Below are 15,592 nucleotides of genomic sequence, written 5' to 3'. Positions count from 1 at the left end.
ACATGGCGTATTACCGCAGGAATTCGTCGGCGGACCGGATGGCCCGTGGTTTGGGCTGGTTCAGCATCGGGCTGGGTGTCGCCGAACTGGTGGCCGCCCGTCCCCTCGCCCGCTGGATGGGGATGGAGGAGCAGGCCGGGCTGATCCGCGCCTACGGCGCGCGCGAGGTGACGACCGGCGTCGGGCTGCTGGCGATGGGCGACGCCCGGCCTTGGATGTGGGGCCGGGTCGCCGGGGACGCGCTGGACCTCGCCACGCTGGCGTCGGCGCATCACGACGGCAACCCGCGCCGGGAGAACGTCGCTACGGCGCTGGGCGCGGTCGCGGCGGTGACGGCGCTCGACGTGCTGTGCACGGCGATGCTGCACCGCGAGGAGGCAACGGCCGGGACGCCGCCCCCTGACTACAGCGACCGCAGCGGCCTGCCGCGCCCGCCCGCCGCCATGCGCGGTGCCGCCAAGGACGCCCCGATCCCCGCCGACATGCGGACCCCGGACATCCTGCGTTTCGAACCGGCCAAAGTGGGTCAGCAACACCCCGCCTTGCCGGCGCCGTAACGGGCCTGCAGACGGTTGTCGAGGAACTCGGTGTAGGTCATCGCCGGCTGGTCGGGGTGCCGGGTCCGCATGTGCTCCAGATAGGTGTCGTAATCCGGCACCCCGATCATGAGCTTGGCCGTCTGCTCGAAGTAACCGCGGAACCGGCTGAGGTTGCTTTTCAAGCCGCTCATAAGGCGTGTTTCCCATTGTATAGGCACGGTCGCTCCAACCGCCGCCTCGAACATCCCCTCTCCCGCCCCGGGAGAGGGAGGGGCCCGCCGCGAAGCGGTGGGAGGGTGAGGGTACCGCCGAGAATCAGCGCAATGATTCTCGCACGACCCTCACCCGGCCCTTCGGGCCGCCCTCTCCCGGGACGGGAGAGGGGCTTGGCTGCAACTCCTGCAACGCTCAATCCCCGGCCCGCGCGGTGGCGCCGCCGGTCGGGATTTCCCGGGTGGTCGGGCGGTCGCTGCGCAGCGCCTTCAGGCAGGACAGGACGCCGAAGACCAGCACCGCCAGCACGACCAGAACGAACAGCGACGCCAGCGCCGCGTCCAGGTAGTCGTTGAAGATCACCTGCCGCATCTGCTCCATCGAGGTTGCCGGGGCGAGCAGACGGCCCTCGTTGGCGGCGGTGCTGAAACGCTCGGCGTGGGCGAGGAAGCCGATCGCCGGGTTGCTGTGGAAGACCTTCTGCACGCCCGCGGTCAAGGTGCAGATCAGCAGCCACGTCGCCGGCACCATGGTCACCCAGGCGTAGCGCTCCCGCTTCATCCGGAACAGCACCACCGTCGCCAGGATCAGGGCGATGCCCGCCAGCATCTGGTTGGAGATGCCGAACAGCGGCCAGAAGGTGTTGATGCCGCCCAGCGGATCGATCACCCCCTGATAGAGGATGTAGCCCCAGGCGGCGACGCACAGGCCGGTGGCGATCAGGTTGCCGGCCCAGGACGCCGTGCGCTGCAACGGCTTGAAGAAGACGCCGAGCAGATCCTGAAGCATGAACCGCCCGGCGCGGGTGCCGGCGTCGACGGCGGTCAGGATGAACAGCGCTTCGAACAGGATGGCGAAATGGTACCAGAAGGCCATCATGCCCTTGCCGCCGAACAGCTCGGAGAAGATCTGCGCCATGCCGACCGCCAGCGTCGGCGCGCCGCCGGCCCGTGACAGGATGCTCACCTCGCCGACGTCCTGCGCCGTCTGGGTGATCATTTCCGGCGTGATGACGAAGCCCCAATTGTTGATCACCTGGGCCGCCGACTCCGCCGTGGTGCCGAGCAGCGCAGGCGGGCTGTTCATGGCGAAGTAGATGCCCGGCTCGATGCAGGAGGCGGCGACCAGCGCCATGATGGCGACGAAGGACTCGGTCAGCATGCCGCCGTAGCCGATGAAGCGGGTGTGGAGTTCGTTCTCCACCATCTTCGGCGTGGTGCCGGAGGAGATCAGGGCGTGGAAACCCGACACCGCGCCGCAGGCGATGGTGATGAACAGGAACGGGAACAGGCTGCCCGACCACACCGGGCCGGTGCCGTCGACGAAGCGGGTGACGCTGGGCATCTTCATCGGCGGCGCGACGAGCAGGATGCACAGCGCCAACATCACGATGGTGCCGACCTTGAGGAAGGTCGACAGATAGTCGCGCGGCGCCAGCAGCAGCCACACCGGCAGCACCGACGCCACGAAGCCGTAACCGATCAGGATCCAGGTGATCTGCACGCCGGTCAGCGTGAAGACCGGCGCCCAAGTCTCGCTCTGCGCGACCTGCCCGCCGAGCAGGATGGCCGCGATCAGCAGGAAGAAGCCGATGATGGAGATCTCGCCGATCCGGCCGGGGCGCAGGAAGCGCATGTAGACGCCCATGAACAGGGCGATCGGCACGGTGGCGGCGACCGTGAAGAAGCCCCACGGGCTGTTGGTCAGCGCCTTGACCACGACCAGGGCCAGCACCGCCAGGATGATGACCATGATCATGAAGGTGCCGAACAGCGCGATGACGCCGGGGATGTCCCCCAGCTCGGCCTTGATCAGCTCACCGAGCGACCGCCCGTCGCGGCGCATCGAGACGAACAGGATCATGAAGTCCTGGACCGCCCCGGCGACCACCACGCCGGCGAGAATCCACAGCATGCCCGGCAGATAGCCCATCTGGGCCGCCAGCACCGGGCCGACCAGCGGGCCGGCGCCGGCGATGGCCGCGAAATGGTGGCCGAACAGGACGTACTGGTTGGTCGGAACATAGTCCAACCCGTCGTTGTGGCGCATCGCCGGCGTCGGGCGCGCCGGGTCCAGCCGCATGACGCGGGTGGCGATGAACAGGCTGTAGTAGCGGTAGGACACCAAGTAGGTGCAGACGGCGGCCACGACCAGCCAGAGGGCGTTGATGGTCTCGCCGCGCGCCAGGGCGACGGTGCCGAGCGCGAAGGCACCCAACACGGCGAGAACCAACCACGGTGCATGATTGAGGATGCGGGGCATGCGTACTCCTCCCAAACGATTCGCAATCGTCGAAAAGCACGATGAACCTGATGAAAACGATGGAGAACCATCCTCCCATCACGCCCGAACGGAAAGAGCAAACTCGCCGGACGCGACAAAATGGGTCAGAAATAAGGCGTAGCCTCAATTTGGGCGAGCACTCCGTCGCCCTTGGACGATCAGGGCGCCATGGACGACTCCGGCGCCCAGGCTGGTGTGGCCGCTGAACATGACGAGGCCGAGTCCCCAGCCCTGCCACCCCACGAGGAGGCCCAGCGCCCCCAGCAGGGAAACCGCCCCGCCGACGCGCAGGGCGACCGTCGCGGGCGTCGGCAGGGACCGTCCGAACAGGTCGTGCTGCGGACGGTCCATCGCGAAGGCCAGCGCGGCGAAGCCCGTCAGGCACAGGATGAAGGACGACAGATGGATCATGGTCATCCCTCACGCAGCACGGCGCCGCCGGCGGGTTTGTTAACGGCTTGGTGGACGGGCTTGCGGGCGGCCCGCGTCTTGGGCTGGTGGCGGAGCGTGCGGACCGCCAGCACGGCGTGGAGCGCCGCCAGCGCCCAGCACATCAGGTCCATGCCGATGAACACCCAGTCCCCTTCAGCCAGGCTGCGCCAGAAAGGCCGGTGCGTGGTCGCGGCGTTGAGCACGGGCAGCAGCGCCAGCAGCGCCGCGGCCAGCCACAACTGCTCGACCCAGGCTTTCTTCGCCGGGCGCAGCACGCCGTGCAGCAGCGTGAGCGCCCAGACGATGAAGAAGCTGTGGATCTCCCAGTTGGCGCGGTCCGCCAGGGTCTCCGGCAGCAGGCGGTTCGCCCACAGGAAGGCCGCCATGGCGATCGACAGGCCGGCGATGCTGGCGATGTTCAGCCGCTCCACGACGTGGAAGCCGATGTGGGGCCGGGCTGGATCGGGCAGCTTCTGCCGGCGCTTCACCGTCCACATCACCAGACCGGTCCCCACCATGGCGGTGCCGGCGAGGCTGACCAGGAAATAGAGCCAGCGCGTTACCGAGTCGCTGAAGCGTCCCAGATGCAGGGCGTAGAGCACGCCGCGGGTCTCCGCCGCCGGCCCCACCCCTTCGTGGACGGCCAGCAGTTTCCCGGTGGTGCCTTCGAACTCCAGATATTGCGGGCTCATCGACACGCGCCCGCCGTCGCCGCGCGCCACCGCCACCCGCGCCGCCGCGTCGCCCGGATGGGTGGCGGTGACCCGCCCGACACCGTCACGGCCCCAGCGCTCCTGGGCGTGGCGCACCATGTCCTCGATCGAGGCGAGCGGCGCCGCCTCGCCGCTGGGTTTGCCCGGCTGGATGAAGGCGCTGAGTTCGGCGTTGAGCTGCTGGCGCTCCGCCGCGGTCTTGATCCCCGCCTGCTGGCCCCAGGGCATGTAGAGCGCCATCAGCGTCACCAGCCCGGTGTAGGTGATCATGGCGTGGAACGGCAGCCCGAACACCGACAGCGCGTTGTGCGCGTCGAGCCAGGAGCGCTGCCCCTTGCCCCAGCGGAAGGTGAAGAAATCGATGAAGATCTTCTTGTGGGTGATGACCCCGCTGACGATGGCCACCAGCATGAACATCGCCGCGATGCCGGCGAGCCAGCGCCCCCACACCACCGGCATGTAATGGAACTGGAAATGGAAGCGGTAGAAGAAGTCGCCGCCCAGCGTCGCGCGCGACGACACCGTCTGCCCGGTCGCCGGATCGAAATTGCCCTCGCCGAAGCCGCGCTGCCCGGGAGCCGTCCCGGCGGTGCGCCAGAAGGCGTAGACGCTGTTGTTGCGGGCGTCCGGCAGGCGCAGGCTCCATTGCGGGCTGCCCGGCACCAGGGCGACGAGTTCGTCGGCCACCCGCTGGGCCACCGCGGCCTGATCCGGAACCCCGCTCTGCGCCGGCAGTTCGGGGCGCATCCATTGCGACAGCTCGTCCTTGAAGTAGGACACCGTCCCGGTGAGGAACATCGCGTAGAGCACCCAGCCGAGAAGCAGCCCGACCCACGTGTGCAGGTCGGACATGCTCTGGCGGAGGCCGCGGCCGTCGGGGCGCGCTTGCTGGTCCGTCGTCACGCTCGGGCTCCCCATCACCAGACCGACCACGCCGCCAGAAGCAGCGGCGCGGCCACGACAAGAAGGCCCGCCCAGGCGCGCAGCGCGCTGCGGACCGCGAAGACCCAGATCACGGCGGCGGCGTAGACGAGGAAACTCGCCAACTGGCCGGTGAGCACCGCCTGCGGCGTGCTCATGGGAAGCGCCAGCACCGCCACGCTGGCGAGTGCCGCCAGCGCATAGCCGCCGAACAGGGCGGCGGCTATGCGCGAAACGAGCGGGCCGAAAGTGCGCACCCGTCCGGCCACGGAGGTCATTTGTTGGGCGTCGCCGCCGGGCCGGCGGGAACCGGCGCCAGACCGTCGGGGTGGACGTAGGTCACCGTGGTGACGTAGCTGACGCCGTCGTACTTCTCGGCGCCGTTGGCGCCCTGGCGCTCGCCGGGGGTGCGCTCGTTCAGGCTGACCTCGGCCACGTAGGTGCCCTTCCACGGCAGATCGAAGGTGACCAGACCCTGCTCGTCGCTGTGCTCCTCCTTGGCCCAGCCGGACTGGGTGACCAGCATCACCTTGGTCTTGGCCTTGGGCTGGCCCTGGAAGACCAGCTTGAACTGGCCGGGCTTGCCGGTGGGCACCAGATCCAGCGTCAGCTTCGGCGCCTGCTCGGCGAAGCCGGTGATCAGGCGCGCCGCGGGGTGGAACCAGTTGGTGGTCTCCTTGTCGCCCTGCTTCCACGTGTAGAGCGGGTAGAGCGCGTCCTCGGCGACGATGCTCTCGCCGTTGGCGGCCTTGAAGGGCAGCGCGAAGCCGTCGGCGGTCTTGGCGGCCTCGACCTTCCGCTCGCCCTTGGCGGAGAGGAGGGTGCCGGCCGGCTTGCCGAACTTGTCGAGCAGGCCGGGCGAGACCTCGCGCAGGTTCTCGCCGAACTCTCCGAAACGGATCGTGGCGTTGCCCTGCTCGGGCTGCTCGATCCAGATCTGGTGGGCTTGGGCGGGCATGGCGGCGGGCATGGCGAAGCCCAGCGCGGCGATGAGGGCAAGCGACAGTTTGTTCATGACGAATTCCAGGACGATCAAGAGGGTCAGAAATCGACGGTGGCGGACAGCAGCACGGTGCGCGGCGACCCGACGGTCACGTAGGTGCCGGTGGTCAGCCAGTACTCCTTGTCGAAGAGGTTCTCGACGCTGGCGCGCAGCACGACGGGCTTGCCCGATACGTCGGTGGTGTAGCGGGCGCCGATGTCGAAGCGGGTCCAGCCGTCGAAACGCAGCGTGTTGGCGTTGGTCAGGTAGGAACCGGACGTGTGGATCACGCGTCCGTTGAGGGCGAGTCCCTCGACCCACGGGGTGTCCCAATCCAGGCTGGCGGAGAAGCTCTTGTCCGGCACGCCGGCGGCGTCGTTGCCCTCTTCTGAGGCGACAGCGGTCTTCGTCAGCTCCGGCTTCAGGAAGGTCGCGCTGGCCATGGCGCGCAGGCCGGGCAGGATCTCGCCGTAGGCGGACAGCTCCAGGCCGCGGTTGCGCTGCTCGCCGTCATAGGCCAGTTCGTTGGACGCGGTGCGGATCGAGCTGGGGCGGGTGATCTGGAACACCGCGGCGGTGGTCGTGATGGTTCCCCAGTCGACCTTGACGCCGCCCTCGAGCTGCTTCGACTTGTAGGGTTCGAGCACCGCGCCGGTGTTGGCGTAGCCGGCGCCGACGATGGTGCCGCGCGACAGGCCCTCGGCGTAGTTGCCGTAGACCGCGACGTTCTCCAGCGGCTTGACGACCAGACCGGCGAGCGGCGTGGTGGCGCTGGCGTCGTAGTTGCTGGTCTGCGCGCCGGTCGTCGTGCTGAAGCCCTTCACCTTCACCGTCTGGTCGCGCACGCCGAGCGTCAGCAGGACGCGGTCGTTGACGAAGGACAGCGTGTCGGCGATGGCGATGCTGCTGAGCGTCGTCTCGGCCGACTTGCGCGGATCGGTGCGCGGCGCGGTGATGACGGGCAGCGGCGCCGGGTTGTAGATGTTCGACGGGGCCGAACCGGCGGCCTGGATGTAGGCGTTGCCCTCCTCCCGCTGGAAGCCGGTGTAGCCGATGTTGACCTGATGGCGGACGGGACCCGTCTCGAAGCGCAGGCGCGCCCCGGCCGTGCCGCTGACCGTCTCGCTGTAGGAGTCGTAGTAGGAGTTGCGGACCGTGAAATTGCCGAGCGCGTTCACGGCCGGGTTGGACTGCGGGAACACCTGATCGTTGGTGCCGTCGCGGTAGCCGATGCCGGCGTAGGCGGTCAGCCAGTCCGTCACGTCGAACTCGATGTTCGAGGCGATGGTCTTGTCCTTCTGGACCAGCTTGGTGTTCGGGTACCAGTTGCTGCGCGCGTCGGGCGGCGACGGGATGGCCGTCGTCGTGGGAAGGATGCTGATCTGCGGGCGGAAATTGTCGGTGTCGTCGCGCTGGATGATGCCGTCGAGCGACCAGCGCAGCCGCTCGCCCCGGTAATCCACCGCCAGCGAGCCGAGCCCGGTCTTCACGTCGCCGTCTTCGATCGAGGCCTCGCCGCCGCGGAGCAGGCCGTTGAAGCGCACGCCCCAGGCGTTGTTCTCGCCGAAGCGGCGCCCGGTGTCGACATGGACGCCGAAATTGGCGTCGCTCTGGTAGAGCCCGGTCACGCGGGTCAGCGGCTGATCGCCGGCGCGCTTGCTGAGGATGTTGATGCCGCCGCCGATGCTGCCGTTGGGGGCGATGCCGTTCATCAGCGCACCCGGCCCCTTCAGCAGCTCGATCCGCTCGATGATCTGCGAGGGCACGCGGTTGGAGGACACCAGCCCGTACATGCCGTTGAAGCCGACGTCACCCGACGGAACCGCGAAGCCGCGGATTTGGAAGGTGTCGTCGAAACCGTTGCCGCCGGTGGTCGTGCGCACCGACGAATCGTTGATCAGCGTGTCCGCCGCCGTGCGCGCCTGCTGATTCTCGATCAGTTCGGAGGTGTAGTTGGTCGTGCTGAACGGCGTGTCCAGCGTGTTCCTGCTGCCCAGCAGGCCCAGCGTGCCGCCGCGCGCCACCTGACCGCCGGCGTAGGGCGGCGGCGGCTCGCCCGGCAGCGTGCCGGCGTTGGCCGAAACCTGGACGGTGGGCAGCACCGTCGCCCCGGCCGGGGCGTTCGCGACCGGCACGGACCCTTGCGCGACGAGGCCGTACCCCGAGGACGTGCCCGCGATCTGATAACCACTGCCGTCCAGCAGGCGGCGGAAGCCGTCCTCGACCGTCGTCGTTCCGCGCAGCCCCTGGGAGGTCTTGCCCCGGACCTGCGACGGGTCCACGGCGATGCTCACCCCGGCCTGGGCGGCGAAGCCGCGCAGCGCGGCATCCAGGGGGCCCGGCGGCACGTTGGCGTCGACCGTACGAGCCGCCGCGGTCTGAGCCTGCGCGGCCGGGGCGAAGGGAAGGCCGCCCGCGAGGACGGCGCTGGCAAAGCAAACGGCCATGGCGACCGGGCGCAGACCCGGTGCAAGGACATTGTGCGCGGCGCCGCGGCGGCGGACGGTCAGGCGCAGAGCGTCCTTGCCGCAAGATTGAGACATTGAGCCAGTTCCTCTACCAAAGGGTGTATATGTGGCGTAGCGTCAGCGACCGGCACCCTGTCCGTTTCAAATAAGCCGAACATCTGCGCTGATCGCCTGAATGCGAATGATTTTCATTCTAAGCATCAGGGTGAGGATTGCGCAAGGGGGCAACGTCACCGTCCTGGTGATCGTGTGCGTCTTTATGTCCGTGATTTCTCTAGGGGAATTCCACAGGCAACGTCAGCGCCCGCAAGCGGGCGCGAAAGGCGGGAGAGGGTTTGGCATCAAGCCGACAGGCTCAGGCGCTGCCGCGCACCAGCAGTTCGAACCCCACGTCCTGGGTGCGGTTCTCCACCTCGCCGCCCTGCATCCGCCGCAACAGGAGGTTGGCGGATTCCGTGCCGATCCTGCGGCTGGCGATGGCTATGGTGGTCAGGCCCGGCGTCAGTTGCCCGGCGATGTCGTAATTGCCGAACCCGGTGATCGCCAGATCCTTCGGCACCGAGATCCCCAGGCCGCTGCAGGCCAGCAGGGCGCCGGAAGCCAGCACGTCGCTGACGAACACCACCGCGTCGGTGTCGGGATGCTGCTCCCGGACCAGCTTCAGCAGTTCCACGCCGGTCGCCATCACCATCGGTCCGCTGGCGACCGTGACGACGCGCGGCGTCACGCCCGGAAAATGACGCTCATGGGCGTCCAGGAAACCCTTCAGACGCTCCTTGGCGCGGTGGTCGCCCGGCTTCATGACGCCCGTGAAGGCCAGACGGCGGTAGCCGCGCCCCACCAGATGGTCGACCACGCTCATCAGGGCGGCGTGGTTGGAGAAGCCGACCAGCATGTCGACGGGGCGGTTCGTCCAGCTCCAGCTTTCCACCACCGGAACCCCGGTGCGCTTCAGGAGGGCGGTGGTCTCCTGGGTGTGGCGGGTGCCGATGATGAAGAAGCCGTCGGGGCGCCGCCCGCTGAAGCTGCGGACCAGCGACTCCTCCCGCCCCGCCATGTAGTCGGTGTGGCCGAGGAAGACCTGATAGCCCTCCGGCAGCAGGACGTCGGTCAGCCCCTGGATGGTTTCCGCGAAGATCGAGGCGGAGATGGTCGGGATGATCGCCGCCACCGTCATGCTGCGGTTGGAGGCGAGGTGGCTCGCCGCCAGATTCTGCACGTAGCGGGTTTCGCGCACCGCCTCTTCGATGCGGGCGAGCGTGTCGGGGCCGACGCTGCGCGGATCGCGGAGCGCGCGCGAGACCGTCTGCGTGGAGACGCCGGCGGCCTGCGCCACATCGGCCATCGTCACCGCGCGGGTCGCGGAGCGCCGCCGTGACTCCGCCTTCCTGAGCGAAAGCTGTCCTTCGTCCGACACCTGGGATGACCTCTTATCCTGCCTCCGCCGGCCCGCCTTCCAGCACCGACCGGCCGCCTTCTTGTGCATGGCCGGGCCGCCGGTTGCAAGCCGGGTGCGGCACCGTTTCCACAATCCATAGCGCATTTCATGTTAGCGGTCACGCGAACGCTAACGTCATCGCTCACCAAAGATGCTTGATTGCCCCAACCAATCATGTTACCGGTCACGTTAGCGGTCACTCGAAACGAACGCGAAGGCGGACGATCCGGGGGCCGCGGGGAGGAACACCGCGGCGGCCCGAGGGCCGGACGGCGGGCACGCAAAAAAGACAAGCAACGAAGCAGGCAAGACATGAGCGTTCTTGCGGACAGCGTCGCCTGGATCACCGGCGGCGGCAGCGGAATCGGGGAGGCCGGCGCGCGGGCACTGGCGCAGGGCGGCGCCACCGTCGTCCTGTCCGGACGGCGCGACGACGCGCTCGACCGCGTGGCGGAGTCCATCCGCGCCGCCGGCGGCAGGGCCGAGACCGCGGTCCTCGACGTGGCCGACGAAACGGCGGTGCGGCGCATGGCGGCGGCGATCCTCGACCGCCACGGACGAATCGACACGCTGGTCGCCAGCGCCGGGATGAACCTGCCGAACCGCAGCTTCCGCACGGTCGGATCGGAGGGCTGGCGGCGGCTGATCGACGTCAACCTCAACGGCACCATGCACGCCATCCAGGCGGTGCTGCCCGCCATGCGGGAGCGCCGGTCCGGCACCGTCATCATCGTGTCCTCCTGGGTCGGGCGGCACGCGCTCGTCCTCGGCGGCCCCGGCTACAACGCCACCAAGCAGGCGCTGGTGACGCTGAGCCACAGCCTGAACATGGAGGAATGGCGCAACGGTCTGCGCTCCTGCGTGGTCATGCCGGGCGAGGTGGCGACCGACCTGCTGGGCCAGCGCCCCTCTCCGCCGCCGGCGGAGGAGATGGCGCGCCTGCTCCAGCCCGACGACCTGGGCCGCACCATCCGCTTCGTGGCCGAGATGCCGCCCCACGTCTGCGTCAACGAAATCCTCATCAGCCCCGTCTGGAACCGCGCCTTCTTCACCGAAGCCCCGGTGACCAACGGCTGACCGAATCAATCCTTCCGCCCCATCCTCCGCCCCATCTTTCCGCCATGGCCGGCGGACCCACGGCAACAAGACCCGGACATCATGGACAAGAAACGCAACATCCTAAGCGGTTACCGTGTGCTCGACTGCTCCATCGCCATGGCCGGCCCGCTGGCGGCGCAGCGCCTGGGCGACCTCGGCGCCGACGTGGTGAAGGTGGAGCCGGTGACCGGCGAGTGGCAGCGCCACACCGCGGCGGGCGGCATCACCGGCAACAAGGTGAACGTCTCCTTCCTATCGCTGAACCGGAACAAGCGCTCGCTCGCCGTCGACCTGAAGAACGCCGAGGGCAAGGCCCTGCTCATGGAGCTGGTCAAGACCGCCGACGTGTTCCTCCAGAACTACCGGCCCGGCGTCGCCAAGCGGCTGGGCGTGGACTATGAATCGCTCTCCGCGATCAACCCGCGCCTGATCTACCTGTCGATTTCCGGCTACGGCGAGACCGGCCCCTACGTCCAGCGCCCAGGCCAGGATCTGTTGCTCCAGGGCATGTCCGGCGCCATGCTGTCGGCGGGCCGCGAGGGCGAGGCGCCGACCCCCGCCGGCCAGTATCTGGTGGACGCGATCACCGGCTACACCGCCTTCGAAGGCGTTCTGGCCGCCCTGCTCCACCGCGAGCGCACCGGCGAGGGCCAGCTCGTCCAGGTCAACATGCTGGACGCCATCACGACGATCCAGATGCAGGAGCTGTCGGTCTTCACGGTCGGCGGCAAGCCGCAGACCCGCTCCGCCGAGCCGCACGCCCACGTCTACATCCGCGCCCCCTACGGCGCCTTCGCGACCAGCGACAGCTTCATCATCGTGGCCTTCCCGCCGCTGAAGCTGCTGGGCGAGCTGATCGGCGAGCCGTCCTTCCTCGACATGGAGGACGAGACCGACAGCTGGTCGCGCCGCGATGAGATCTTCGCCAAGACCCGCGACCGGCTGACCGCCAAGACCTCCGCGGAGTGGCTGGAGCTGTTCAACTCCGCCGGGGTCTGGGCCGGACCGGTCTACGGCTACGCCGACCTCGTGAACGACCCGCAGATCAAGCACAACGGCACCTTCGTCGAGTACGACCACCCGACCGAGGGCCGCGTCAAGACCCCGGGCTTCCCGATCAAGTTCTCCAAGACCCCGTCGGAGGTCGAGCGCGGCGCCCCCCTGACCGGCGAGCACACCCGCGAGGTGCTGGAGGCCGCCGGCTTCACCGCCGAGGCCGTCGACCGCCTGCTGGCCGCCGGCGTCGTCGCCGCCACCGAGCCGGAGGCGGAGGAAGAGGAGGTTCGGGCATGCGCTACCGCGCGCTGACCTGGGACCACCCGCGCGGCTACAACGCCTTGGCCGCCGCGGCGGCCGGGCTGGACGAGGCGCGCGACGGGCTTGCCATCGACTGGGACAAGCAGCCGCTCGAAGGCTTCGAGGCCCATCCGATCGGCGACCTTTGCGCCCGCTACGACCTGATCGTCCTCGACCACCCCCATGTCGGGGAGGCCGTGGCGGAACGCGGCCTGATCCCGCTGGAGGACCTGTTCACCGCCGAGGACATCGCCGGCTGGCAGCGCGACAGCATCGGGCCGAGCCTCGCCAGCTACCGCTTCGCGGACCGGCACTGGGCGCTGCCGCTCGACGCGGCGACGCAGGTCACGGCCTGCCGCGCCGATCGGATGGACGGGCCGATTCCCGTCACCTGGGCGGAGGTGACGAGCCTGTCCGAACGGGCGCCGGTCGCCCTGTCGCTGGCCGGACCGCACGCCTGCCTGACCTTCCTGTCCATGGCCACGGCCTTCGGCGAGCCGCCCGCGGTGGCCGATCCCGACCGGCTGGTCTCGCCGGAGGTGGGGACGCAGGTGCTCGACCTCATGGCGACCCTGGCCGGGCGGATGCCGGCGGCGGTGCGCGGGCTGAACCCCATCGGGCTGCTCGGCCACATGGCCCGCACCGATGACGTGGCGCTCTGCCCGCTGGTCTACGGCTACGTCAACTACGCCGCTCCGACGGCGGCGAGCGACAAGCCGGTCACCTTCGCCGACGCGCCCCGCGCCACGGCGGACGGGCGTCCCGGCTCGACGCTGGGCGGCACCGGCATCGGCGTCTCCGTGCGCTGCGAGGTGACGCCGGCCCTGCTCGACCATCTGCGCTGGCTGCTCGGCGCCGAGGCGCAGCGGAGCTTCATCCCGGCCCACGACGGCCAGCCGAGCCGCCGCGACGCCTGGGCGGACGAGGCGGTGAACGCCCGCTGGGGCGGCTTCTACCGCAACACCGCCGCGACGCTGGAGGCCGCCTATGTCCGCCCGCGCCACGCCGGCTACATCGCTTTCCAGGCCGACGCCGCCGCGATGATCCGCGACGCGCTGGCCGAGGGCACGCCGCACGCCGCCTTGCTCGACCGCCTGCAACACCGCTACGCCGCCAGCCGCCCGGTTGCCGGCGCCGAACGATAAGGCCCATCCCATGGACTCGCTCAACACCCCCGATCCGGCGCTCGGCGCGGTCACCGTCACGGTGGACGGTTTCGTCGCCACCATCACGCTCGACCGCCCGCAGAAGCTGAACGCGGTGACCCCGGAGATGGCCGCGGAGCTGGTCGCCGCCGTCGCCCGCTGCAACGCCGACGACGACATCCGCTGCGTCGTGCTGACCGGCGCCGGGCCGCGCGCCTTCTGCTGCGGCTCCGACATCCGCGAGTTGGACCGCTACGACACCGCCTGGAACTTCCGCAACCGCGAGGATTATTGCGACGCCATCCGCGGCTTGCGCAAGCCCAGCATCGCCGCGGTCAACGGCTACGCCTTCGGCGGCGGGCTGGAGACGGCGATGAGCTGCGACATCCGCATCGCGTCGGAGAACGCGCAGTTCGGCGCGCCGGAGATCAAGCTCGGCTGGATCGGCGGCGGCGGCGTGGCGGCCTTCCTCTCGCACTCCATCGGCACCTCCAACGCCGCGATGATGATCCTGACCGGCGACCCGATCCCGGCGGACAAGGCGCTGGCCTGGGGCCTCGTCAGCGAGGTGGTGCCCGCCGACCGCCTGCTCGCCCGCGCGCAGGAGATCGCCGCCATCGTCGCCAGCCGCGCGCCCATCGCGGCGGAGACGGCGAAGCTGAACCTGAAGGCCGCCCACACCATGCCGGTGGAAAAGGCCATCGAGTACGAGCGCGACCTGCAGACCATCTGCTTCGCCACCGCGGACGCCGCCGAGGGGCGCGCCGCCTTCAAGGAAAAGCGCAGCCCGGTCTTCCGGCGCAAGTAAGACGAGGAGCGGACACCATGAGCAAGCGACCCCTTCCCCTCGACCCCGCCGCCGCCCTGCCGGCGGACGAGGGCGCGCTCCTGGTCGGGCGCGCCTGGCGCCCCGGCGTCGGCCCCTCGGTCATCGCCGTGCGCGGCCGGGACGTCTTCGACATCACCAGCCGCGACGCGCCCACCGTGCGCGATCTGGTGGAATCCGGCGCCGCCGCGGCCATCGCCCGCGACCTTCCCGGCGAATGGATCGGCACCGCCGCCGCCATCCTCGCCAACTCCGACGAGGACCGGCGCGACCCGGAGCGGCCCTGGCTGCTGGCTCCCATCGACCTCCAGGCGGTGAAGGCGTCCGGCGTGACCTTCGTGGTCAGCCTGCTGGAGCGCGTCATCGAGGAGCAGGCGCGCGGCGCCCCGGAAAAGGCGCTGGCCATCCGCGCCGACATCGACGCGCTGATCGGGCGCGACCTGTCCAGCCTGAAGCCCGGCTCGCCGGAGGCCATGGAGGTCAAGAAGGCGCTGATCGCCCGCGGGGTGTGGTCGCAGTATCTGGAGGTCGGCATCGGCCCCGACGCCGAGATCTTCACCAAGGGCCAGCCGATGTCGGCGGTCGGCACCGGCGCCCATGTCGGCATCCCGCCCTATTCCGTGTGGAACAACCCGGAACCGGAAATCGCCGTCCTGGCCTCCAGCCGCGGGGACATCGTCGGCGCCACGCTCGGCAACGACATGAACCTGCGCGACGTCGAGGGGCGCTCCGCCCTGCTGCTCGGCAAGGCCAAGGACAACAACGCCAGCGGCTCCATCGGCCCCTTCATCCGCCTGTTCGACGACCGCTTCACGCTCGACGGCGTGCGCAGCGCCGAGCTTGGGCTGGTGGTCGAGGGCAGCGACGGCTTCCGGCTGGAGGGCTCCAGCTCCATGTCGCAGATCAGCCGCGACCCGGTGGAACTGGTGGAGGCCACCATCGGCGAGAACCACCAGTATCCGGACGGCTTCGTCCTGCTGCTCGGCACCATGTTCGCGCCGGTCAAGGACCGCGACCGTCCGGGCGAGGGCTTCACCCACAAGCTGGACGACGTGGTGACCATCACCGCCCCGGCGCTGGGCAGCCTGACCAACCGGGTCCGCCATTGCGCCGACTGCGCGCCCTGGGACTTCGGCGCCGCCGCCCTGATGCGGAACCTCGCGGGCCGCGGCCTGCTCGGCTGATGCCGCCCCGAGACCGAGAGCAGCGAGACCAAGAGCAGCGAGACCAAGAGCAGC

The 15,592-nt window shown here is 69.5% G+C and carries 14 protein-coding genes; 6 read left to right on the top strand and 8 right to left on the bottom strand.

What is annotated here, in order from left to right; genetic code table 11:
* Window positions 1-2 precede the first annotated feature (2 nt).
* The gene (locus DS837_RS18680) at window positions 3-557 is read left to right on the top strand and encodes a cyclase dehydrase (RefSeq protein ID WP_149166139.1); all 555 of its coding nucleotides are present in this window, start codon (window positions 3-5) and stop codon (window positions 555-557) included.
* On the opposite strand, the gene DS837_RS18675 is transcribed toward DS837_RS18680, so the two are convergent.
* From DS837_RS18675 to DS837_RS18630, 8 genes are all read right to left on the bottom strand, one after another.
* The gene (locus tag DS837_RS18675) at window positions 527-730 is read right to left on the bottom strand and encodes a YbdD/YjiX family protein (RefSeq protein WP_014197888.1); all 204 of its coding nucleotides are present in this window, start codon (window positions 728-730) and stop codon (window positions 527-529) included. The two genes, DS837_RS18680 and DS837_RS18675, sit on opposite strands and share 31 nt — an antisense overlap.
* Before the next feature lie 217 nt (window positions 731-947).
* Window positions 948-3,014, bottom strand: coding sequence for a carbon starvation CstA family protein (locus DS837_RS18665; RefSeq protein WP_149166137.1), 2,067 nt, complete (start codon window positions 3,012-3,014; stop codon window positions 948-950).
* 144 nt (window positions 3,015-3,158) lie between these two features.
* Window positions 3,159-3,446: a DUF3325 domain-containing protein gene (locus DS837_RS18660; RefSeq protein WP_149166136.1), complete on the bottom strand. Its 288-nt coding sequence runs from the start codon at window positions 3,444-3,446 to the stop codon at window positions 3,159-3,161.
* Between the two features lie 2 nt (window positions 3,447-3,448).
* Window positions 3,449-5,083: a PepSY-associated TM helix domain-containing protein gene (locus DS837_RS18655; protein ID WP_247890018.1), complete on the bottom strand. Its 1,635-nt coding sequence runs from the start codon at window positions 5,081-5,083 to the stop codon at window positions 3,449-3,451.
* 14 nt (window positions 5,084-5,097) lie between these two features.
* The gene (locus tag DS837_RS18650; RefSeq protein WP_149166134.1) at window positions 5,098-5,379 is read right to left on the bottom strand and encodes a DUF3649 domain-containing protein; all 282 of its coding nucleotides are present in this window, start codon (window positions 5,377-5,379) and stop codon (window positions 5,098-5,100) included.
* The gene (locus tag DS837_RS18645; protein WP_149166133.1) at window positions 5,376-6,116 is read right to left on the bottom strand and encodes a DUF4198 domain-containing protein; all 741 of its coding nucleotides are present in this window, start codon (window positions 6,114-6,116) and stop codon (window positions 5,376-5,378) included. Before DS837_RS18645 ends, DS837_RS18650 begins: the two co-directional genes overlap by 4 nt.
* A 26-nt stretch (window positions 6,117-6,142) precedes the next feature.
* Window positions 6,143-8,626 carry a TonB-dependent receptor gene (locus DS837_RS18640; protein ID WP_247890017.1) on the bottom strand — a complete coding sequence of 828 codons (2,484 nt, stop codon included), beginning with the start codon at window positions 8,624-8,626 and terminating at the stop codon, window positions 6,143-6,145.
* Between the two features lie 280 nt (window positions 8,627-8,906).
* The gene (locus DS837_RS18630) at window positions 8,907-9,968 is read right to left on the bottom strand and encodes a LacI family DNA-binding transcriptional regulator (protein ID WP_149166132.1); all 1,062 of its coding nucleotides are present in this window, start codon (window positions 9,966-9,968) and stop codon (window positions 8,907-8,909) included.
* 333 nt (window positions 9,969-10,301) lie between these two features.
* Here DS837_RS18630 and DS837_RS18625 point away from each other — a divergent pair, with 333 nt between their 5' ends.
* The 5 genes from DS837_RS18625 (at window position 10,302) to DS837_RS18605 (ending at window position 15,538) form a co-directional block, all read left to right on the top strand.
* Complete coding sequence (locus DS837_RS18625) at window positions 10,302-11,066, top strand: SDR family oxidoreductase (protein WP_149166131.1); 765 nt, start codon at window positions 10,302-10,304, stop codon at window positions 11,064-11,066.
* 81 nt (window positions 11,067-11,147) lie between these two features.
* The gene (locus DS837_RS18620; protein WP_149166130.1) at window positions 11,148-12,395 is read left to right on the top strand and encodes a CaiB/BaiF CoA transferase family protein; all 1,248 of its coding nucleotides are present in this window, start codon (window positions 11,148-11,150) and stop codon (window positions 12,393-12,395) included.
* Entirely contained in the window at window positions 12,377-13,528 is a 1,152-nt protein-coding gene (locus DS837_RS18615) for an extracellular solute-binding protein (protein ID WP_149166129.1), read from the top strand. The genes DS837_RS18620 and DS837_RS18615 overlap by 19 nt, the downstream gene beginning before the upstream one ends.
* Before the next feature lie 10 nt (window positions 13,529-13,538).
* Entirely contained in the window at window positions 13,539-14,336 is a 798-nt protein-coding gene (locus DS837_RS18610; protein ID WP_051140522.1) for an enoyl-CoA hydratase/isomerase family protein, read from the top strand.
* Between the two features lie 17 nt (window positions 14,337-14,353).
* Window positions 14,354-15,538 (top strand): fumarylacetoacetate hydrolase family protein, encoded by a 1,185-nt coding sequence (locus tag DS837_RS18605; protein ID WP_149166128.1) that lies wholly within the window; start codon window positions 14,354-14,356, stop codon window positions 15,536-15,538.
* The last annotated feature ends 54 nt before the right edge of the window (window positions 15,539-15,592 follow it).

This window comes from Azospirillum brasilense, assembly GCF_008365405.1.
In the GTDB taxonomy this organism is placed as follows: Bacteria; Pseudomonadota; Alphaproteobacteria; order Azospirillales; family Azospirillaceae; genus Azospirillum; species Azospirillum brasilense_D.
The sequence above is the reverse complement of the archived record's forward strand: the minus strand, read 5'-3'. Positions and strand labels throughout refer to the sequence as shown.